Source organism: Marivirga arenosa, from assembly GCF_030503875.2.
Classification (GTDB): Bacteria; Bacteroidota; Bacteroidia; order Cytophagales; family Cyclobacteriaceae; genus Marivirga; species Marivirga arenosa.
Genome location: NZ_CP129968.2, coordinates 118995 through 140305, shown reverse-complemented (window position 1 = coordinate 140305; position 21311 = coordinate 118995). Strand labels below are relative to the sequence as shown.

18 protein-coding genes and 1 pseudogene are annotated in these 21311 nt (G+C 34.9%); 14 read left to right on the top strand and 5 right to left on the bottom strand.

Translation table 11 applies throughout. The features are described from left to right. Positions 1-16: 16 nt before the first annotated feature. From QYS47_RS00605 to QYS47_RS00590, 4 genes are all read right to left on the bottom strand, one after another. The gene (locus QYS47_RS00605) at positions 17-1483 is read right to left on the bottom strand and encodes a glutamate synthase subunit beta (RefSeq protein WP_322347341.1); all 1467 of its coding nucleotides are present in this window, start codon (positions 1481-1483) and stop codon (positions 17-19) included. Then, the gene (gltB, locus tag QYS47_RS00600) at positions 1484-6007 is read right to left on the bottom strand and encodes a glutamate synthase large subunit (protein WP_322347340.1); all 4524 of its coding nucleotides are present in this window, start codon (positions 6005-6007) and stop codon (positions 1484-1486) included. It abuts the gene before it with no gap. A 223-nt stretch (positions 6008-6230) separates the two neighbouring features. Next, the gene (locus QYS47_RS00595) at positions 6231-7343 is read right to left on the bottom strand and encodes a PQQ-dependent sugar dehydrogenase (RefSeq protein ID WP_322347339.1); all 1113 of its coding nucleotides are present in this window, start codon (positions 7341-7343) and stop codon (positions 6231-6233) included. A 74-nt stretch (positions 7344-7417) separates the two neighbouring features. Further along, complete coding sequence (locus tag QYS47_RS00590; protein ID WP_322347338.1) at positions 7418-9178, bottom strand: AMP-dependent synthetase/ligase; 1761 nt, start codon at positions 9176-9178, stop codon at positions 7418-7420. Positions 9179-9364: 186 nt separating this feature from the next. Between QYS47_RS00590 and QYS47_RS00585 the strand changes: the two genes are divergently transcribed. Continuing rightward, positions 9365-9682 (top strand): hypothetical protein, encoded by a 318-nt coding sequence (locus QYS47_RS00585; protein WP_308358273.1) that lies wholly within the window; start codon positions 9365-9367, stop codon positions 9680-9682. A gap of 75 nt (positions 9683-9757) precedes the next feature. Here the strand turns inward: QYS47_RS00585 and QYS47_RS00580 are convergent, their stop codons facing one another. After that, the gene (locus QYS47_RS00580) at positions 9758-10177 is read right to left on the bottom strand and encodes a nucleoside-diphosphate kinase (RefSeq protein WP_302128841.1); all 420 of its coding nucleotides are present in this window, start codon (positions 10175-10177) and stop codon (positions 9758-9760) included. A gap of 194 nt (positions 10178-10371) precedes the next feature. Between QYS47_RS00580 and QYS47_RS00575 the strand changes: the two genes are divergently transcribed. The 13 genes and pseudogenes from QYS47_RS00575 (at position 10372) to QYS47_RS00515 (ending at position 21163) form a co-directional block, all read left to right on the top strand. After that, positions 10372-11415 (top strand): DHH family phosphoesterase, encoded by a 1044-nt coding sequence (locus QYS47_RS00575; protein WP_322347337.1) that lies wholly within the window; start codon positions 10372-10374, stop codon positions 11413-11415. After that, positions 11402-12334, top strand: a complete 933-nt coding sequence (locus tag QYS47_RS00570) for an FKBP-type peptidyl-prolyl cis-trans isomerase (RefSeq protein ID WP_308358276.1) — start codon at positions 11402-11404, stop codon at positions 12332-12334. Before QYS47_RS00575 ends, QYS47_RS00570 begins: the two co-directional genes overlap by 14 nt. A 1-nt stretch (position 12335) precedes the next feature. Further along, entirely contained in the window at positions 12336-12875 is a 540-nt protein-coding gene (locus QYS47_RS00565; protein ID WP_322347336.1) for an FKBP-type peptidyl-prolyl cis-trans isomerase, read from the top strand. Positions 12876-12888: 13 nt separating this feature from the next. Further along, a complete protein-coding gene (locus QYS47_RS00560; RefSeq protein WP_302122132.1) occupies positions 12889-13386 on the top strand; it encodes an FKBP-type peptidyl-prolyl cis-trans isomerase in 498 nt (165 codons plus the stop codon). Positions 13387-13388: 2 nt separating this feature from the next. Next, on the top strand, positions 13389-13967 hold the full coding sequence (locus QYS47_RS00555; RefSeq protein ID WP_322348409.1) for a non-canonical purine NTP diphosphatase: 579 nt from the start codon (positions 13389-13391) through the stop codon (positions 13965-13967). A 15-nt stretch (positions 13968-13982) separates the two neighbouring features. Further along, positions 13983-14615: pseudogene (gene udk / locus QYS47_RS00550) on the top strand (uridine kinase); the annotation flags it as partial. Next, positions 14612-15304, top strand: coding sequence for a potassium channel family protein (locus tag QYS47_RS00545; protein WP_308358279.1), 693 nt, complete (start codon positions 14612-14614; stop codon positions 15302-15304). The pseudogene udk and the gene QYS47_RS00545, both read left to right, overlap by 4 nt. A 285-nt stretch (positions 15305-15589) precedes the next feature. Next, positions 15590-16504 (top strand): patatin-like phospholipase family protein, encoded by a 915-nt coding sequence (locus QYS47_RS00540; protein WP_322347335.1) that lies wholly within the window; start codon positions 15590-15592, stop codon positions 16502-16504. Then, a complete protein-coding gene (locus QYS47_RS00535) occupies positions 16479-17093 on the top strand; it encodes a class I SAM-dependent methyltransferase (protein WP_302122141.1) in 615 nt (204 codons plus the stop codon). Before QYS47_RS00540 ends, QYS47_RS00535 begins: the two co-directional genes overlap by 26 nt. A 183-nt stretch (positions 17094-17276) precedes the next feature. After that, positions 17277-18965, top strand: coding sequence for an ATP-binding protein (locus tag QYS47_RS00530; protein ID WP_322347334.1), 1689 nt, complete (start codon positions 17277-17279; stop codon positions 18963-18965). A 52-nt stretch (positions 18966-19017) separates the two neighbouring features. Beyond that, positions 19018-20496: a glycine--tRNA ligase gene (locus QYS47_RS00525; RefSeq protein ID WP_322347333.1), complete on the top strand. Its 1479-nt coding sequence runs from the start codon at positions 19018-19020 to the stop codon at positions 20494-20496. A gap of 117 nt (positions 20497-20613) precedes the next feature. Further along, positions 20614-20925 (top strand): thioredoxin family protein, encoded by a 312-nt coding sequence (locus tag QYS47_RS00520; RefSeq protein WP_308358285.1) that lies wholly within the window; start codon positions 20614-20616, stop codon positions 20923-20925. After that, positions 20906-21163: a DUF6952 family protein gene (locus QYS47_RS00515; RefSeq protein WP_308358286.1), complete on the top strand. Its 258-nt coding sequence runs from the start codon at positions 20906-20908 to the stop codon at positions 21161-21163. Before QYS47_RS00520 ends, QYS47_RS00515 begins: the two co-directional genes overlap by 20 nt. Positions 21164-21311: the final 148 nt, after the last annotated feature.

Here is a 21311-nt window from a genome sequence, read left to right as displayed (position 1 = left end):
TATGTTTAAAGTAGTGTTACTTTTCTAATTCAGCTATGTCAAAAAACGAACTGTCTTTTGCGGGTAATTCTGTTCGTCCCATTAAATACTGATCCACTTCTCTGGCAGCTTCTCTGCCTTCAGAAATGGCCCAAACTACTAATGATTGTCCTCTTCTTGCATCACCGGCAGTAAAAATGTTGTCAACATTTGTTTTGTATTGATTGGATCCTACTAATCCGGTTTGGGTTTTTTCAACACCTAAATTTTCTAGCAAATGATTTTCAGGATGAGAAAAACCAATGGCAAGTAAAGCCAGTTCACAAGGTACATCTCTTTCCGTCCCCTGTATTTCTTGCATGCTTTGTCTACCTCCTTGGTTTACCCACTCAATATCGACCAACTTAATATGACTTAATTCTCCTTTTTCATTCCCCTTAAATTCTTTAGTCAATACTCCCCATTTTCTTTCGCCACCTTCCTCATGTGAAGAAGAAGTGCGTAAAGTCATAGGCCATAATGGCCAAGGATCACTATCATCTCTTTTAAGGTGAGGTTTTGGCATCAATTCTAATTGAAGAACAGAACTAGCTTTTTGTCTATGCGAAGTGCCAATACAATCTGAACCCGTATCTCCACCACCAATTACAACCACATTTTTTCCTTCAGCTGAAATTTTATTTTCAACTTTATCTCCTGCAACTTCTTTGTTTTGCATAGTAAGGAAATCCATTGCAAAGTGAATGCCTTTTAGCTCCCTACCCGGAATAGGAAGATCTCTAGCCACTGTAGAACCAGTACAAATCACAATGGCATCAAAGTCATCCTTCAGCATATCAGGATTAATGTTTTTTCCTACTTCTGCATTCACCTTAAAACGGATGCCTTCTTCGTCCATAATGCTAATTCTGCGCTCTACGAACCGCTTCTCTAATTTGAAATCTGGAATTCCATACCGAAGTAATCCGCCAATTCTGCTTTCACGTTCAAATACAGTTACCCAATGTCCTGCTTTATTAAGCTGATCAGCTGCCGCCAATCCGGCTGGCCCTGATCCAATAACCGCTACTTTTTTATCGGTTCTTACTTGAGGAGGATTTGGTTTTATATACCCTAATTCATAAGCTTTTTCAGCGATTGTTTTTTCAATATGCTCGATAGCCACTGGAGGTTTATTAATACCTAATACACAGCTTGCCTCACAAGGAGCGGGACATATTCTTCCTGTGAATTCGGGAAAGTTGTTGGTAGAATAAAGAATTTTAGCAGCTTCTTCCCAATTTTCATGATAAACCGCATCATTAAATTCAGGAATAATATTTCCTAAAGGGCAACCAGAATGGCAAAACGGGATGCCACAATCCATACATCTTGCTGCCTGCTTTTTGGTTTTCACCTCAGGAAAAGGCTGGTAGATTTCTTTAAAATCTTCTATCCTTTTTTCAGGTGGTCTGCTATCTGGTAATTCTCTATCAAACTTTAAAAATCCGTCTTGCTGTCCCATTTATGCTACTATTTTTTCGTTATTCTTTTGTTCTTCTTCTTTTTTAGCCTCTAAAATGCGCTTATAATCGTGAGGGATTACTTTGATGAATTTTGATAAATAGTGATCAAAATCCTCTAAAATTGCTTTGGCTTTTACGCTGCCAGTGGCTTGAGCATGATAATCAATTAAGGTCTTAAGCTCATTTATATCCTCTTCCGAAGGACTTTCCATGCCTACCATGGCTTTATTACAATTTTCCTCAAATGAATTATTTTCATCTAATACATAGGCGATACCACCACTCATTCCGGCTGCAAAGTTTTTACCAGTTTCACCAAGCACTACTACTCTTCCACCAGTCATGTATTCACATGCATGATCCCCTACGCCTTCAACTACGGTATGTACTCCTGAATTTCTAACACAGAATCGCTCACCAGCCATTCCGTTAATGTAGGCATAACCAGAAGTCGCTCCATAAAAGGCAACATTCCCAATTATGATATTTTCAGATGCCGTAAAGCTTGAGTTTTTAGGAGGATAAATGAGGAGTTTACCACCAGATAAGCCTTTTCCGTAATAGTCATTAGACTCACCTTCAATTTCAAAGGTCACTCCTGGAGCAAGGAATGCTCCAAAGCTTTGCCCTGCTGATCCTTCAAATTTATATCGAATTGTATCTTCAGGAAGCCCTTCTCCTTTATACTTTTTACTGATTTCATTGGAAAGAATTGCTCCCACCGCTCTATTGATATTCCGGATTGGGAAAGTTTTTCGAACAGCTTGTTTATTCTCTAAAGCTTCTTTGGCAGTTTCCAATAGTTGCCAATCTAATACCTCATCTAATTCGTGCTCTTGCTCAATTTGCTTAAAAACACCAACCTGTTCCGCAATATGCTCTTGATATAAAATTGGGCTTAAGTCAAGGTCTTTTAATTTCCAGAAAGGCACATCATTTCTAACCTTTAATACTTCTGAATGGCCTACCATTTCATCAATGGTTTTAAATCCTAATTGAGCCATTATTTCCCTTAAATCTTCAGTTAGGAATTTAAAGAAATTCACAACATGCTCAGGATCTCCAGTAAAGAGTTTTCTTAATTCTGGATTTTGAGTAGCTACTCCTACAGGACAAGTATTGGTATGACATTTACGCATCATGATACAACCTTCGACCACCAAAGCAGCAGTTGAGATTCCCCATTCTTCAGCTCCTAATAAAGTAGCAATGGCTAAATCACGACCTGTTCTCATTTGTCCATCCGCTTGAACTGTAATCCTACTTCTTAGATTGTTTTTCACTAAGGTTTGATGGGCTTCAGCTAATCCTAATTCCCATGGAAGTCCAGCATGACGAATAGAGCTTAAAGGCGATGCACCTGTTCCTCCATCTGCACCTGAAATTAGAACCACATCTGCATTTGCTTTCGAAACTCCAGCTGCAACAGTACCGACACCCGCTTGTGAAACTAATTTCACATTAATTCTGGCTGTACGATTAGCATTTTTTAAATCGTATATAAGTTGGGCTAAATCCTCAATCGAATAAATATCATGATGGGGTGGAGGAGATATTAATCCTACTCCTGGAGTGGAATGCCTTACTCTTCCTATCCATTCATCTACCTTATGACCTGGCAATTGACCTCCTTCACCGGGCTTAGCGCCTTGTGCCATTTTAATTTGGAGTTCATCAGCATTAGTTAAGTAATAACTAGTTACACCAAATCGTCCAGAAGCGACTTGCTTTATGGCAGATCTTTCCCAATCCCCATTTGGCTTTACTTCAAATCGCACTTCATCTTCTCCGCCTTCACCACTGTTACTTTTAGCACCAATTCTATTCATGGCAATCGCAAGTGTAGAGTGGGCTTCATGAGAAATTGAACCAAAAGACATTGCTCCGGTTGCAAATCGTTTCATTATTTTCTCTGCGGGCTCTACTTCAGACAGGGAAATAGGTACTCTTTTCTTAAAGTCGAATAAGCCTCTTAAGGTTAAAGTATCTTTTACCTGATCATTAATTTTTGAAGCATATTTCTTATAAAGTGAAAAGTTAGCGGTCTTAGTGGAATGCTGAAGCAGATGAATTGTTTCCGGATTGAAAAGGTGTTTTTCACCTCTTTGTTTCCATTGGTAAACGCCTCCAACTTCTAAACCTTTTTTAACCTGATTATTTGAAGGATAAGCTTGTAAATGTCTTACTAAAACTTCTTTAGCTAATCCATCAAAATCAATGCCTTCAATTCGAGAGATTGTACCCGTAAAGCATTTTTCAATCACGGTTGAATGAAGACCTAATGCTTCAAAAATTTGTGCACTTTGATAGGACTGCAAGGTGCTGATCCCCATTTTAGATAAAATCTTCAATAAGCCATATCCGATTGCTTTCTGATAATTTTCTACTGCTTTTTCTTTTGAAAGCCCATCTTCTAATTGACCTTTATCATGCAGTTCTTCAATTGAATTAATTGCTAGGTAAGGATTTATCGCACTAGCTCCGTATCCAATGATAGTGGCAAAATGGTGAGTTTCTCTTACATCTCCCGCTTCTACTACTATACCTGTTTTAGTTCTAAGGTTTAATTTTACAAGATGTTGGTGAACTGCTCCGGTTGATAATAAAGAAGGAATAGGGGCGTGGTCATGATCAATATTTCTATCGGAAAGAATTAAAACAACTTTTCCGTTCTTTGCTGCCTCTTCTGCCTTAGCGCAAATCGTATTTAGTCCTTCTTCTAGTCTGCCAGGCTCTCCATCAGCTTTAAATACACAATCAATAATCTCATAATCAAAGCCAATGTCTTTTAAGTACATGAATTTAGAAATATCAGAATCCAGTAAAACAGGTTGTGATATGTGAACTTGTTTCGCATGCGCAGGGGATTCCTCTAAAATATTCAAACTTTCACCCACTCTGGTGAAAAGTGACATAACCATTCTTTCTCGGATGGGGTCAATTGGAGGATTGCTTACCTGGGCAAATAACTGCTTAAAATAATTTGATATATGTTGGCTTTGCTTACTTAAAATGGCTAGTGGAGTATCGGCCCCCATAGAACCAATGGGCTCAGTTCCTCTAACCGCCATATCAGCTAGTATAACTTTTAATTCTTCTGAAGTATACCCATAAGCTTTTTGTTGTTGTAATAAATTCTCACCTGATAATTTTTCTGTACTAACTTCAGGCACGGGCAGATTTCTTAATTTTACTCTATGGGCAATAATCCAGTCTTGATAGGATTTATTAGCTGTGATGCTATTTTTGATCTCCTCATCAAATAAAATTTTGTTTTGTTCTAAATCAGCCATCAACATTTTACCAGGCTGTAATCTTCCTTTCTGGATAATTTCATCTGCTTTAACCGGCAATGCTCCTGCTTCTGAAGAAACTATCAATCGATTATTGTTGGTGATGCAGAAACGAGAAGGCCTTAATCCATTTCTATCTAATGTAGCACCTACTTTTTTACCATCTGTAAAAATTAAAGCAGCAGGGCCATCCCAAGGCTCCATTATGGATGCATGATACTTATAAAAAGCTTTTCTGTCTTTATCCATCATGTTATTATCCTGCCATGCTTCGGGCACTATCATCATCATGACATGTTCTAATGGTCGGCCATCAAGCACTAGCATTTCAACAATGGCATCCAGATTAGCGGAATCAGAATGTTCTGGATTGGTTACCGGTAGTAACTTTTCTAAATCAGCATCAGTAAAAACCTTTGAATCAAAGTTGGCTTCTTTAGATTTCATTTTGGTTACATTCCCCCTGATGGTATTAATTTCTCCATTGTGGGAGATGAATCTAAAAGGTTGAGCAAGTTTCCAATTTGGAAATGTGTTAGTGGAGAATCTTGAGTGAATAATAGCAAAAGCGGATTTAAATCTTTCGTCTGTTAAATCATAATAATATTCTCTAAGTTGATTAGTTCTTAATTGACCTTTATAAATTACTGTATTAGTAGAAAGGCTGCAGGCATAAAAGGCTTTATTGTTTCCTTGTACATTATGGCCAATGTAATGAGTGCTGTAATTTCTTAATACAAATAATTTACGTTCTAACTCTTCATTAGAAATTGCCTTTTTTGACTGAATAAATACCTGTTCAATTAAAGGCTCTACTGGCTTGGCACCGGATCCTGGCACTTTTTCATTAACTGGCACTTTTCGGTATCCTAAAATTTCTAGCTCAAGTTCTTCTGCATGTTTATTTAATACTTCTTTACATTCATCAGCAACTTTTGGCATTTTAGGAAAGAAGAAGATTCCTGTCCCTACCGGTTTTTCCTTTTTAAATGAGATGCCCGCATCATCGGCAGTCCATTTAATATAATGCTCATCGATTTGCATCATAATCCCTGCACCATCACCAGTTTGCTTATCGGCTCCTGTACCGCCTCTGTGCTCCATGTTTTCCAACATGTCAAGAGCATCTTGAATAAGTTGGTGCTCTTTTTTGCCGTTAATATTAATGATGGTTCCTATTCCACAGGCATCATGTTCAAATGCAGATTTGTATAAAGAATTGTTACGCATAAATATGAAAGTCAGTCAATTGAGATGTATAATTTACTGATAATAAGTAATCCAAAAAAGTAAAAGAAGTTGGAAATCAGTAAGGATACTTAGTGTCTAATTTACACTAAGTAATTCAGTTTTACAAATTTTAGTTCAGCCTAAAAGAATTATCTTAAGGTAGAATAATAATTGAAATTGGAAATAGAGAGAGATAGCCATGAAATTACCATCTTAAATATTTTTATTTTTTTGGAACTAGTTTGACAATTTTTCCTGGCCCCTCAACTGCAACATAGATGTAACCGTCCGGGCTTTCAGCAACATGCCTAACTCTTCCGATCCCCTTTAATAATTTTTCTTCATTAATATATTTTCCCTCATCATCCAGATTAACTCTACATAAATATTGAAATTTAAGCGAGCCTAATAATAGGTCGCCTTTCCAGGAAGGATATCGATCGCTGCTAACAAAAGTCATCCCACAAGGGGCAATGGAAGGATCCCAATAATGCTCAGGTTGCATCATTCCCTCCTTTTCGGTTTCATTACTAATAATAGTGCCATCATAATCTATTCCATAGGTGATTTCAGGCCAGCCATAATTTTTTGCCTTTTCTACTATATTCAATTCATCTCCTCCTTTAGGTCCATGTTCATGTTCCCACAAATTTCCAGTTTCAGGATGAAACTGCAGGCCCTGAGGGTTTCTATGACCATAACTCCAAATGCTATGTTCAGCATCAGGAATTTTTACGAAAGGGTTATCTTCTGGAAGATCACCATTTTCATACAATCGATGGATTTTACCAAAAGGATTTCCCACTGATTGGGCGTTTTCCATTTTCCCTCTTTCTCCAATACTAAAAAAGATGTAACCCTCTTTAAAATCTATTCTGGAACCAAAATGAACGCCTGAATTCGTTTTTGGAAAGGATTCGTAGATCAATTCTTTATTGACTAATTGATTTCCATCGAGTTTGGCTCTCATAATGGCTGTGCTACCACCTCCTTTGCCTGGTTTTGCATAGCTAAAATATATCCAGCCATTTTCAGCATAATTGGGATGGGCTTGAATGTCAAGAAGTCCGCCTTGACCACGATTATAAACTTCTGGAACTCCTTTTAATTTTACTCCTTCAAAAGCATCATTTTCAATTACTAAAATTTCTCCTCTTTTTTCGGTAACAAGCATTTTGCCATCGGGCAGCCAGGTCATTCCCCAAGGATTTTCTAATCCATCAGCAATAGTGACTCCCTCAAAATCATCTTTAAGATTGCTTTCAGGTTCAGCATTACATGAAAAATTAATTATAAAAAGTAATGAAAGAAATTTAAGAGCAGCTAAGGTTCTCATATTTAGGTGGTTTACGCTTTCACTAATATAACTATTATATCAAGAATTGTAAACCACCTAAATGAAATTATATCTCAATTATTATATATAGAAGCGATTTCATCTTTATAGTTTGCTTCAATTATTTTTCGCTTCAAACTCAGTTTTGCGGTCAATTCACCATTTTCAACAGTCCAGGCTTCTGGAAGAAGAATGGTCTTTTTGATTTTTTCATACTGAGCAAATTGATCATTTGCTTTCCCTATCTCCCGGTCAAATTTTTCAATAATTTTTTCATCCTTTATCATTTCAGAGTCAGATGTATAGGCTAAACCTTTATGTTGACACCATTCCTTTAGAGCTTCAAAGTTTGGAACTATAAGTGCCCCAGGGAATTTTTGTCCATCACCTACTACCATAGCCATCTCAATCATGGTGGATTCCTTTAGTTTATTTTCAATGTATTGTGGCGCAATATATTTCCCTCCTGATGTTTTGAACATCTCTTTTTTACGATCTGTAATTTTAAGAAATTTACCATTCACCATTTCTCCAATATCACCGGTATGGAACCAACCATCTTTATCAATTACCTCGGCAGTTTTTTCAGGCTGATTATAATACCCTTTCATGATATTTGGCCCCTTGGCTAAAACCTCACCATCTTCGGCAATTTTTATTTCAACCCCAGGTAATGCAGGACCAACTGTACCAATAAGCATATCTTCTTTATTGTATCTGTTAAAAGAAATGCCTGGAGAGGTTTCTGTTAAACCATAGGCTTCCAAAACAGGTATTTGTGCCGACCAGAAAATAGTAGCTAATCTAGGTTGTAATGCAGCACCACCTGAAGCAATTATTTTAATATTACCACCAACTGCCTCTCTCCATTTACTAAAAATTAATTTATTAGCTAGCTTAAGTTGGAAATCATACCACCCGCCTTGGGCTTTGTTACGGTCGTATTTATGTCCTAAGTTTAAAGCCCAGAAAAACAGAGATTTTTTAATCCCAGTTAATTCCATTCCCTTTGCAACAATTTTATCATAGATTTTTTCAAGCAACCTCGGAACTGTGGTGAACATATCAGGCTGTACCTCTTTTAAATTATCTCCAATTTTTTCAAGGTTTTCAGCATAATAAACCCCAACGCCTCTATATAAGTAGAAATAAACACTGGTTCTTTCGAATATATGGCAGAGTGGCAAAAAGCTTAAAGACTTTCTTATTCCGGCAACATCTAAGTTCTCTGAGACAGCTTTTGCATTGCTTAATACATTATTATGGGTAAGCATCACACCTTTAGGATTACCAGTTGTACCAGAAGTGTAAATAAGTGTTACTAAATCTTCAGGAGTAACGGCTTTTTTATATTCCTCTAAATCTGTGGTGTCATTTTCTCCACTTTCTCTTAATTCTGACCAGTGAGGAATATTATTCAGGTTTTCAAAAGAGTAAATATTTTCTACAAAGGATAAGCCTTCTGAAGCTTTTTTAACTTTATCATATAATTCTTGATCTTCAGCAAAAACATATTTCAATCCTGAATCTTCAAAAATGAATTTATAATCTTTTGGGGTGATGGTAGGGTACATAGGCACACTAACAGCACCAATTTGTTGTAAGGCAAGATCAATAAAATTCCACTCTGGTCTGTTGGAAGAGACTATTCCAACTTTATCATCTTTTTTTAATCCCAATTTTAGAAAGCCCCTTGATACAGCATTTACAATATTTATTACATCATCTGTGCTGTAGTTTTTCCAGCGGCCATCATATTTGTAGGAGAATGTATCTTTAATTGGGTGGTTTTCTTTTTGATAAGATAGTAAATCGAAAAGCCTAGTGAGTTCCATAATAGTGATCTTAATTTTTCCTTTAATATAAATCAAAATTTATGAATGATAGGAGACACCGAAGGAAATTTCACTTTTTTATAAAAAAATAATTGAAACCTTACAGCAAAGAGATAGTTATCAATAGGTTATTGGGATAATGTCATATTATTTCAATATATTTGATAACATCAAAATGAAACAGCCATGTTTGATCTAAAAAAAACCAGTATTATAGTATTATTACTCGGTGCTTTTTGTGCATTTGATGTTTCAGCCGAAACCGCAGAAGACAAAAAAGAAAAATACAAAACAATTGAAGTAGATCCGGAGAAGAAAAGCAAAACCGATTCTTTAGCCAACATTAGGGAAAAGCCTATGCTAAAAGATAGCGTTGATAATAAGGCGAATTCTCAAAGTTCGATGTCTTCAATGTCATATAACATCTTATTTCAGGTTATATATAGGTATAGCTTTAAAGAAATTTTTGATTCTCCAGCTGCTTCGGAAATCGTAACGAATTAGAAGCAAAACTAAATAAAAAGAAAAGGCATCCGCTTTCCAGCAGATGCCTTTTTTAGTAATCAAAATTCTTAATTCTTAGAATTTCTCAATATCAGCAAAAAAGAAACTTCCTTCGATTTGAGCATTTTCATCAGAATCAGAACCGTGAATAGCGTTTGCTTCAATTGATTTAGCAAACATTTTTCTGATAGTTCCTTCTTCAGCATCAGCTGGATTAGTTGCTCCGATTAATTTTCTGAAATCTTCAACTGCGTTATCTTTTTCTAAAATCATAGCAACAATGTGGCCACCTGACATATATGCTACTAAATCTTTAAAGAAAGGACGCTCTTTGTGAACAGCATAAAACTGACCCGCTCTTTCTTCACTTAATTTCGTCATTTTCATTGATACAATACGGAATCCACCTTCCTCAATCATTTTTGTAATTGCACCAATATTGTTTTCACCCACTGCATCGGGCTTAATCATCGTAAATGTTCTGTTTCCAGCCATTGTGTTAAATTTATTGATTTGAATATTTTGAAATGCAAATTTAAGGGATAAATCTGATATGAAATATTATATTTCCTTAATCTCAGCAGGAAATTAATTTTTTCGTCAACTCGCAGGCAATTAGGCGTTTGTTTTTCATGATTTTCTTGTCAACTTTGCAAATCAATTTAATCCCAATAGGGTTAATCTGATTCATGCAGGACATTTTAAAACTAAAAGAGGTATTAGAAACACCTCAAAATATTGTAATTACCACCCATCAAAAACCTGATGCTGATGCATTAGGCAGTAGTTTGGGAATCTATAATTATCTTATCAAAAACGGTCATAATGCAACAGTAATTACCCCTACTGACTATCCGCAATTCCTTTATTGGATGAAAGGCAATGATAAGGTGATTGTATACAATGAAAATGGAAATGAGGAAAAGTCAAACCAATTAGTAGCGGAGGCAGATCTAATTTTTTGTCTTGATTTTTCTAATCTTCATAGAATAAATGAATTAGGAGATGCTGTAGGTGAATCAAAAGCGCATAAGGTATTAATAGATCATCACCGCGGTCCGGAAGAATTTGCTGAATACGTTTATCATGATGTGGATTCAGCTTCTACTGCTCAGCTAATCTTTAAAATGATTAAGCTTTTTGGAGATAAAGAACAAATTGATCCTGATATTGCAGATTGCCTTTATGCAGGAATCATGACCGATACCGGCTCCTTTAAACATCCTAACACTACTCAGGAGGTACATGAAATTGTAGCGGAGTTAATTAGTTTAGGAGCTAACAATTCGGAAGTATCAAGATTGATATATGATACAAATTCACTCGATCGCTTAAAATTTTTAGGTTTTGCATTAAGTGAAAGATTAACAGTTTTCGAAAAGGAGCATGCAGCCTATTTTGCCATTTCATTGGAAGATTTGAAAAAATTTAATTCTAAAAATGGTGATACAGAAGGTCTTGTAAATTATGCTTTATCTATTAATGGTATTACCATGGCGGCATTGTTTACTGAAACAGAAGATGGTACTAAACTATCTTTAAGGTCAATCGGTGATTTTGAAGTTAACACACTGGCAGGAGAATATTTTAATGGTGGAGGCCATAAGAATGCAGCTGGTGGAAAGGTTGATTTAGGTTTAAAGGAGACCGTGAATTTATTTGAAAGAATTATAAGAGAATACGCAATACAATTACAAAACAGAGAAAAAATAGAAGTTTATGAACAATTATAAGAGTTTAGCCATAGCCTTACTATCCATCATCTTTTTAGGAGCATGTGATAGTGAAAAGAAAGAGACTACTCAAGATGGTATTGATTATGTATTAGTAGAAAGTGAAAATGGAGAATCATTTTCTGAAGGTGATTTCGCAATCTACTCATTAAAATTAGTAGATAGTGAAGATTCAGTATTGATTAATAGTGAAGAAGTAGGTGAGTTGCCAGTTCAAATTATTGATTCTGTATTATCAACAAGAGGCCCATTGTTTTCAATTTTAAAGGAATTGAATATTGGCGATAGTATTAAAACTAAACTTTCTGCGAGTGAAGTTTTAACTCAAGGATTCAGACAGCCTGTTGCTCAGGATAAAGATCCTGAAGAAAGATTAACAGTATATGCAAAAGCACTTCAGAAATTAGATACTGCTGGTTTTATGGAATGGCAGCAACAAAAAAGAGAGGAAGCAATGCAGAAGCAAAGAGCAGATGCTGAAGCACAAAAAGGAATTGATGATCAATTGATTCAAGATTTCTTAGCTAAAAACGAGATTGAGGCAGAGAAAACAGAATCAGGTCTTTATTATATGGTAACCGAAGAAGCATCAGGAGAGAAGCCTGAAGCAGGAGATACTGTAAGAGTGAACTATGTAGGTAGAACTATGGATGGTACTGTTTTTGATACTTCATACGAAGATATCGCTAAAGAATCGGGTGTTTATAATGAGCAGAGAGAATATGGTCCAATCGAAATCCCTATTGGTAAAGGTAGAGTAATCAGAGGATGGGACGAAGGCATCATGTTGTTAAATGAAGGAAGCGAAGCTACTTTGTATATTCCTTCTGGCATGGCTTATGGAGCAAGAGCTGCAGGACCAAAAATTCCAGCAAACTCATCTTTAATTTTTGATGTTGAGCTAGTGGAGGTAAAATAAAATGAAGAAGATATTAGTATTTATGATAGCAGGACTAGCAGCAGTCTTGCTATCTTCTTGTGATGAAGAATGTGAAAATTTAAGAGGGGAATGTCCGGAAGAGCAGTTGGCCAAGGACGTTAAGTTAATTGAAGATTACATAGCCGAAAATAACCTTGAAGCCGAAAGAGATCCTTCTTATGATTTGTTTTACATAATTGAGGAGGAAGGAAATGGGGTTTTTCCTGAAAATGGTCAGGAAATTAATGTTAATTATGTAGGTCGATTTCTTGATGGTGAAGTTTTTGATACCAGTATTGAATCTGTAGCTAAGGATGCAGGTGTTTTTAGTGAGTCAAGAACCTATGAGCCTTTTTCATTTACTTTAGGCTTGCGTCAGGTGATTTTAGGATGGGAAATTGGGATGAAAAAATTAAGTGAAGGAGGAAAAGCTACTTTACTTTTGCCTTCCTATTTAGCATATGGTCCTAGAGGAAATACTAGCATCCCACCTAATACCGTTTTACTATTCGAAGTAGAATTAGTAAGTATCAATAATTAAATTTTAAGAAAGAATGATAAGATATCTTTTATCAATAAGTATATTATTTACAATCTTTTCTTCTTGCACATCTGAAATCCAATGTGATCAGGCGCCAGATATCTCTCCAGATCAAACTAATCTGGAATCTCAAATCAATGAAATTGAAGCTTATCTGAGTGCTGAAGGTCTTAATTACCAAACGCATTCATCTGGAATACGATATGTTGAATTAGAAAGTGGTGAAGGAAGATCTCCAAATTTTTGTTCGTCTGTATCTATTGATTATGAAGGGCGCGAACTAGGAAGCGATGAGATCTTTATTAGTGCGATTGGTAGTGAATTCTCTTTACGTACTAACTCAGTTGTACCAGGATTTAAAATTGCAATCAGCTTGATGAATAGGGGAGCAGATTATAGAGTCTTCATCCCAGCAGAACTGTTGATCAATAAAGGTATTAGTGATGTTTTTCCAAGGAATATCCCTGAAGGAAGTAATGTAGAATTTCGAATCCGTCTGAATACATATTGATGATGAAGATTTGTTTTGCAACTAATAATGCTTATAAAATTAAAGAAGTAGCTCAAATGTTAGGTGATAACTATGAGCTTCTTAGTTTAAAAGATATTGGATGCAATGAGGAGCTTAGCGAAGACCAGAGTACTTTAGAAGGTAATGCTCAACAAAAAGCTTCATACGTTTATAATAATTACAATATAAATTGCTTCGCTGATGATACCGGCTTAGAGGTTGAATCTTTGAATAATGAGCCGGGAGTATTTTCTGCTCGCTATGCTGGTCCTCAAAGGTCTGATGAAGATAATATGGCGCTATTACTTCAGCGTTTGGAAAAATCATCAAATAGGAAAGCAAGGTTTAGAACCGTAATATGTGCCTATATTGATAATGAAAAGCACTTTTTTGAAGGAATAGTTGAGGGGAAAATTGCTTCTTCTCACAGTGGTGATAAAGGATTCGGCTATGATCCAATCTTTATTCCGGATGGCTATGACCAAACTTTTGCACAAATGAGTTTGGAAGAGAAAAACAAAATTTCTCATCGTTCGAAAGCTGTAAGAAAACTGGTCGATTTTTTAAAAACAAATTCCTAAAAACAGTTTAAAAAACGTAGTTTTGCACTCATGAACAATCCATTCATTGTAGGCATAACAGGAGGAAGCGCTTCAGGAAAAACCATGTTTTTGAAAAGCTTGCTCGACCATTTCCCTGAAGAAGAAATCTGTTTAGTTTCACAAGATAATTATTACAAAGATCGCCATTTGCAACCTAAAGATGAGAATGGTATTGAAAATTTTGACACTCCTCAATCTATAGAGTTTGACGACTATGCCCGTGACATTAAAATGTTGAAGGAGGGTAAGTCAGTCAGCCGTAAAGAATATACTTTCAATAATCCGGATGTAGTACCTAAAATGCTGGAGTTTAAACCTTCTAAAATAATTGTGGTAGAAGGATTATTCGTATTCTATTTTCCTGAATTAGCGAAATTATTGGATTTAAAAGTTTTCATTGATGCTAAGGATTATGTGAAGTTGAAAAGAAGAATTGTCCGCGATAATTCTGAAAGAGGTTATGATTTGGATGACGTATTATATCGATATGAAAAGCATGTAGCACCTACCTACGAAAAATATATCGATCCTTTTAAATATGATGCCGATATCATAGTACCTAATAACAATAAATTTGATAAAGGATTAGAAGTTTTAGTATCTTACCTTAAAAATAAAGCCTTATGACCAATCGCTTTGCAGTAATAGGATTAGGACAGTTCGGAGAATCAATTGCTAGAACTTTGAGTGATAGTGGTGCTGAAGTACTGGCTATTGACATTGATTTAGATAAAGTTGAAGCTATAAAAGATGATGTAGCTTATGCTGTAGCATTAGATTCTACAGATGTGAAAGCATTAAAAGCACAGAATATTCAGGATATGGATGCTGTGGTAGTGGCAATAGGTGAAAATTTTGAAGGCTTATTACTAACTACGGTTTTATTATTAGAGCTTGAAGTAGAAAGAATTATCGCCAGAGCAGCCAACGCTCAGCAACGCATGATTTTGGAGAAGATGGGGATTAGTGAGATTCTATCACCTGAAGAAACAGTAGGGAAAACAGTGGCTGAAATGTTGCTGCATCCTAATATGAAATCTTTCCTTCCTTTACCAGATGACTATGAAATTGTAGAGATCAACACCCCTACACGAGTGGTAGATCAAACCATTAGCGAAATAGGATTACGTGAAAAATATAACCTTAACCTCATTACAGTAAAAAGATTATATGATGAGAAAGTGGATGGGCAGCTACAACAAGTAGAACACATCATAGGAGTTCCGCGAGCCGATACCTTCCTAAAAGAAACAGATATTATGATCATCTTAGGAAAATCTAAAGATGTAAATAAGTTTATTGAGGTGAATAAATAAATCAAAATAAGTTTTTTCATCAACCTTTAGAGTCACATGAAGCCAACCAAAATTCTTTTACAAGTGATTGTCGCCCTTTCAATTTTGTATTTTTTTACAGTTCACATCAAAGATCAAGCTGATATCAATAAATTAGAATTATCTTTCATTTATCCCCTTATGGTTTTTGTACTTGCAATAGTCGCTTTAAAGTTTGTCAAAAATAGGAAGTGAATACTTAGGCATATAAGCCTAATAACTTGATTTATTTTTCCTAACTTAGAGCTCAGCCAAATTTTTTAAACTATGAAACAAAAAGTTGCACTTGTTTTAGGTAGCGGGGGCGCAAGAGGAGTTGCTCATATTGGCGTAATTGAAGCTTTAGAGGAAAATGGTTTTGAGATTTCTGCCATTGCAGGCTCAAGTATGGGAGCCGTTATTGGTGGCTTATATGCTGCTGGTAAAATGCAGGAATACAAAGACTGGGTTACTCATTTCGATAAAATAGACGTTTTTAAACTTTTAGATTTCACCTTAAGCTGGCAAGGAATTGTTAGGGGAGAGAAAGTATTTAAAGAAATGAGGCGGTTACTTGGTGAGTTTAAAATTGAAGATTTTGAAATTCCATTCACTGCCGTAGCCTCCAATATCCGAACTCAAAAAGAAGTGTTGTATAATGAAGGAAACCTCATGGATGCTTTAAGGGCATCATGTGCAATCCCTACTGTTTTAACTCCAGTTTATCATAATAATGAAGAAATTGTAGATGGTGGGGTTTTAAATCCGATCCCTTTAAATAGAGTAGAAAGAGTAGACGGAGATATTTTAATAGCTGTTGATGTAAATGCTGCCATACCTTTTGAAAAAAAAATTGCAGTAACAGCAGAGGAAGTTGAGCAAGATGAAAAAAACAAACAGTTTTTAGATGATTTTACAGCACGGATCAAAAGCTTTTTTCCTAATAACAACGGCAAAGCCAATAATACCCCTAAAAAGTTTGGCTATTTTGATATACTGAATAGATCTATTGATTTAATGCAGGAAAAGATGACTAATCTACAAATGGATATCATAAAACCTGATATGTTGGTTCAAGTTTCTAGAAATTCTTGTGGTACTTTTGAATTTTACAAAAGTAATGAGTTGGTTGAATTGGGTAAAACTGCATTTGAGAAGGCATACCATAATTATATAAATGAACTGGAAAGAAGTAAATCATGAATTAGGAAATATTGACCTTTATTGGCTGGATTTTATTCTTAAAGGATACTTAAAAGAGGGGACAAAAATCTTAGATGCTGGTTGTGGTGAAGGAAGAAACATTCATTATTGTCTGAAAAACCAGATGGATGTTTTTGGTATTGATCAAAATCCTGAAGCATTACATTTCTTGAGACTTATAGCTAATATACATAAATTAGATAATGTTGAGGCAAGGTTTCAGCAAATGAGACTTGATAAACTATTATTCCCTGATCAAACTTTTGATACTATAATTTGTAATGCGGTATTGCATTTCGCATCCGATACGAATCATTTTACTAAAATGATAGAAGAAATGAGTAGAGTTTTAAAATCCAAAGGCGCTCTATTTATACGGACTATGACGGATCTTTATTTTTCTGATTCAACTCTAAAGTTGAAGGAAAATATAGTGGATTTAGGTCAGAAAAACTTAAGATATGTAATTAATTCAGACCAATTTATAGATCAGATGAACCGAATAGGTTTTAGCTTAATAGAACCTTATAAAGAAGTTTTAGTACAGGGTAAGCATTCTATGGGGACCTTTATGCTATATAAGGAATAATACAATATTCTTCACTTTCTTACATCTTTAAAACCTCCTTTAGGAATTCATATTGGCATCCTTAGCCTTTTTATCAGGTGGAATTCTTTTTTTTTCAGTATAATACCACATTTGTAAGCACAAACACTTGTCTTTAATTATTAAATAAATTTCGAGAAATAAGTATATTTACTAACAGTTAGTATGAAAAAATACCCTTTTCGAAATATTATTTTGGGCGATACGACTCATATAGAATCTGAGTCAAAATACAGAAAGGCTCTGCTTGTAGGGGCGTGCTGTTTGTTATTATTATTTTTTAGTTCTGTTCATGCCGTAATAAGTGTATTCGTTTGGAGTTTAGATCTAAGCCCAGTTTTTTTAATTGGAATACTTGGTGCAATAATCTCATTCCTGCTAAATAGAGTTGGTAAATTCGAATTGGCAAAACACAGCTTAATTCTAATTACTATTTTGTTTGTATTTGTTTTTATGACTAATCATGGAAAGTACTATGGCTCTCAATTGTATTTATTCCCCATATTAGTTGCTTCAATTGCTTTATTTGGGTATCAAAAAATTAAATATTGGTTTTTATATGGCCTTTTAGCTTTCGCTTGCTTCTTAATTAGTGAATATACTGATTTTCGATTATTTGAGATAGATTTGGTTTCAGAGGAAAATATAAATAAGACCTACTTTTTAAATTATTTATTCACCTTTTCGGCCTTGATAGTAGTGATTTATTATCAAGTTAAACTACAACATAAATCGGAGCAAAAAATTTTAGAACAAGATCGGAAATTGAAGGAAAGTGAAGAACGGTTTAGGTTAGCTGTTGAAGGCACCAATGCTGGAATTTGGGATTGGGAAAATATCAATAAAGATCAGCAGTGGTGGTCGCCAAAATTATATGAATTATTGGGGTATAGCCAGAAAGAATTCACCCCTTCTAAAGCAAGTTTCAAAAACCTGTTAGCTGAAAAATCAGACTATCCGAAACTCATAAAAGACTTTAAAAAACACTTAAATAGTAAAGAGCCTTTTTCCGTAGAATATAAGCTCAAACATAAAGATGGCACCTACAGATGGTTTCATGGATCGGGTCAGGCAAAATGGACTAGTGATGAGAAACCCACTCGTATGGTAGGTTCATTAATAGACATTACTGAAAAGAAGGTTAAAGAAGAAGAGATAAAAGAAAAAAATGATTTGCTTGAGCAGACCAATGCTGAGTTAGATCGATTTGTTTATAGTGTGTCTCACGACTTAAGGGCTCCTCTAAATTCAATTCAAGGCTTAATAAATATTGGTGATACTACCGATGACACGCAAGAACTAAAACAGTTATTGGGAATGATGAAGAATAGAGTTAAAAAGCTTTATTCTTTCATTGATGAGATTATCAATTTTGCTCGAAATACAAGAACAGAAATTCTCAAAAAAGAAGTCAATCTTTATGATTTAGTAAAAGAAACCTTTGAAAATACTCAATATCGTGAATTATCAGCTGATATAGATTTCAGAATGAAAATTCCAAAAGATACCATCTTAGAAACCGATATTGGAAGGCTAAGTGTTATATTAAATAATTTGATTGATAATGCAATTAAATATCATAGACACAGCTATCCTGGGAAATATATCGCAGTTCAATCCGAAGATTTAGGAAGTGATTTATCCATTAAAATTATTGATAATGGTCAAGGAATTCCATCAAATGCTCAAGACAAAATATTTGATATGTTCTATCGAGCATCTGAAAATTCAAAAGGCTCTGGTTTAGGCTTGTACATTGTTAAAGACATGACAGAAAGATTGGGTGGTTCAATTAGTCTTGAATCTGAATCAGGAGAAGGAACCATTTTTACGATAATATTACCAAAAGCCTAAATTTTCAAACAATCCTTTCCAATCCATAATTGAATTAATTTATCTTTGCGGCATGGCAAAGAAAGAACAAGCAACCGAGAATTCACTTTTTAAAGATATTGTAGCTCACGCTAAAGAATATGGCTTTGTATATCAGTCTAGCGAGATATATGATGGCCTGCAGGCTGTATATGATTATGGTCCTTACGGGGCAGAATTAAAGAAAAACATTAAAGAATTATGGTGGAATACCATGACTCGCTTTAATGATAATATTGTTGGATTGGATTCAGCAATTTTCATGCATCCAGATACTTGGAAAGCTTCTGGTCACATTGATAGCTTTAATGATCCGATGATTGATAATAAGGATTCAAAAAAACGCTATCGTGCTGACGTTTTATTAGAAGAAAAGGCTGCTGAATATGAAAATGCTGGTGATAAAGCTAAAGCAGATGCTCTCCTAAAAAAGGCAGGCCAATTATTGGAAGCCGAAGATTTAGAAGCAGTTCGTGAATTAATTATTGAAGAAGATATTAAATGTCCTCTTTCGGGAACCGCTAACTGGACTGAAGTGCGACAGTTTAATTTAATGTTTTCTACTCAAATCGGTAGTGTGGCTGATGATTCAGGTAAAATTTACTTAAGACCTGAAACAGCTCAAGGTATATTTGTGAATTTCTTGAATGTGCAAAAGACTGCTAGAATGAAGGTGCCATTTGGGATTGCCCAAATTGGAAAGGCTTTCAGAAATGAAATTGTTGCACGTCAGTTTATTTTCAGAATGCGTGAGTTTGAGCAAATGGAAATGCAATTCTTTGTTCGCCCAGGGGAAGAACTTTCATGGTATGAAAAATGGCGCGATATGCGTTTAAAATGGCATAAAGCCATCGGAATCCCAGAGGAAGATTTACGATTACATGAGCATGAAAAGTTAGCACATTATGCTAATGCAGCAGTTGATGTTGAATATAAATTTCCGTTTGGTTTTAAAGAAGTTGAAGGAATACACAGCAGAACTGATTTCGATTTGAAAAGTCATCAGGAAGTGTCAAAAAAGAAGATACAATATTTTGATCCTGAAATTAACAAAAATTATATTCCTTATGTTGTGGAAACTTCTGTTGGTTGTGATCGACTTTTCTTAATGCTTTTCTGCAATGCATATACTAATGAAGAAGTAGGAGAAGGTGACAAAGCTAAAACCAGAATTTATTTAAAATTACACCCAGCATTAGCGCCTGTGAAAGCTGCTATTTTACCATTAACCAAAAAGGATGGATTGCCAGAAAAAGGAAAGGAGATTTATAATTCTTTAAAAGGAGCCTTTAATGTTGTTTATGAAGAGGCTGCTTCCATTGGGAAACGCTATACAAGACAAGATTTAATTGGTACGCCATTTTGTATTGCAGTTGATCATCAAACATTGGAAGATAATACGGTAACCATTCGCCATAGAGATAGTACAGAGCAAGAAAGAATGTCTGTTGATGAATTAGAAAGTTTTATTGCAAAAGCTACTTCATTCAATAGAATCTATGAAAAATTGTAGGGGATACTGCTATTTATAGATTTTGTCTATAAGAGTATGAAAACAATCAATTTAATTTGTTGAAACCTATTGTTAATTTTGCGTTCTAAATAAGCAAGAGTTTAAATAAAAATTGACATGATAGAATTAGCAGAAGATAATTTACAAGAAATAATTGAAGGTAATGAAACCGTGATGGTGCAATATGGAGCTACATGGTGCGGAAATTGTAGGATTACAAAACCAAAATTCAAAAGGTTAGCAGGTGAAAACGAAAACATAAAATTTGTTTATGTTGATGCGGAAAAATTACCAAATTCAAGATCTTTAGCAGAAGTTAAAAACTTACCCACTTTTGCAGGATTCAAAAATGGTAAATTAGTAAATTCTATTTCTGGAAATAAACCAAGCATTATAACTGATTTATTAAATGAGGTTACCAATAATTAAGCACGTTGTAGAGTTCATCGAAAAGAATGATGATGATTTTGTAATAGAAACAATGGAGGTTCTTGAAGACCTTATTGAGGCGAAAGGCATTAAGGATGAGGAATTAGAAGTTATTGGAGAATTACTCTCTAATTTTTCTGGAGCCCTTGAGGTTAGAAAAGAAATAAAAGGTGGTACCCCTAAAAAAGAAGCACTTAATGGATTCATGCAAAGAGTGATGGGGTCTATCGATAATTAAATATATAAATTCATTTTTTCAAAAAGCACAGTCTTTAAGCTGTGCTTTTTTTATGCCTTAAAAAAACAATACATTAGATTAATTATATTTTTAAGCTGATAAATATAATTTAGACTACTATTTTCTTATTATAATTTTATTTTATCGA

Coding starts and splice junctions, on each gene's coding strand:
- QYS47_RS00580 (WP_302128841.1), bottom strand. CDS start 10,177: ATGGCTGGAAACAGAACATTTACGATGATTAAGCCCGATGCAGTGGGT.
- QYS47_RS00605 (WP_322347341.1), bottom strand. CDS start 1,483: ATGGGACAGCAAGACGGATTTTTAAAGTTTGATAGAGAATTACCAGAT.
- gltB (WP_322347340.1), bottom strand. CDS start 6,007: ATGCGTAACAATTCTTTATACAAATCTGCATTTGAACATGATGCCTGT.
- QYS47_RS00595 (WP_322347339.1), bottom strand. CDS start 7,343: ATGAGAACCTTAGCTGCTCTTAAATTTCTTTCATTACTTTTTATAATT.
- QYS47_RS00535 (WP_302122141.1), top strand. CDS start 16,479: ATGAACTGGAAAGAAGTAAATCATGAATTAGGAAATATTGACCTTTAT.
- QYS47_RS00525 (WP_322347333.1), top strand. CDS start 19,018: ATGGCAAAGAAAGAACAAGCAACCGAGAATTCACTTTTTAAAGATATT.
- QYS47_RS00570 (WP_308358276.1), top strand. CDS start 11,402: ATGAACAATTATAAGAGTTTAGCCATAGCCTTACTATCCATCATCTTT.
- QYS47_RS00545 (WP_308358279.1), top strand. CDS start 14,612: ATGACCAATCGCTTTGCAGTAATAGGATTAGGACAGTTCGGAGAATCA.
- QYS47_RS00520 (WP_308358285.1), top strand. CDS start 20,614: ATGATAGAATTAGCAGAAGATAATTTACAAGAAATAATTGAAGGTAAT.
- QYS47_RS00555 (WP_322348409.1), top strand. CDS start 13,389: ATGAAGATTTGTTTTGCAACTAATAATGCTTATAAAATTAAAGAAGTA.
- QYS47_RS00540 (WP_322347335.1), top strand. CDS start 15,590: ATGAAACAAAAAGTTGCACTTGTTTTAGGTAGCGGGGGCGCAAGAGGA.
- QYS47_RS00565 (WP_322347336.1), top strand. CDS start 12,336: ATGAAGAAGATATTAGTATTTATGATAGCAGGACTAGCAGCAGTCTTG.
- QYS47_RS00585 (WP_308358273.1), top strand. CDS start 9,365: ATGTTTGATCTAAAAAAAACCAGTATTATAGTATTATTACTCGGTGCT.
- QYS47_RS00590 (WP_322347338.1), bottom strand. CDS start 9,178: ATGGAACTCACTAGGCTTTTCGATTTACTATCTTATCAAAAAGAAAAC.
- QYS47_RS00530 (WP_322347334.1), top strand. CDS start 17,277: ATGAAAAAATACCCTTTTCGAAATATTATTTTGGGCGATACGACTCAT.
- QYS47_RS00515 (WP_308358286.1), top strand. CDS start 20,906: ATGAGGTTACCAATAATTAAGCACGTTGTAGAGTTCATCGAAAAGAAT.
- QYS47_RS00575 (WP_322347337.1), top strand. CDS start 10,372: ATGCAGGACATTTTAAAACTAAAAGAGGTATTAGAAACACCTCAAAAT.
- QYS47_RS00560 (WP_302122132.1), top strand. CDS start 12,889: ATGATAAGATATCTTTTATCAATAAGTATATTATTTACAATCTTTTCT.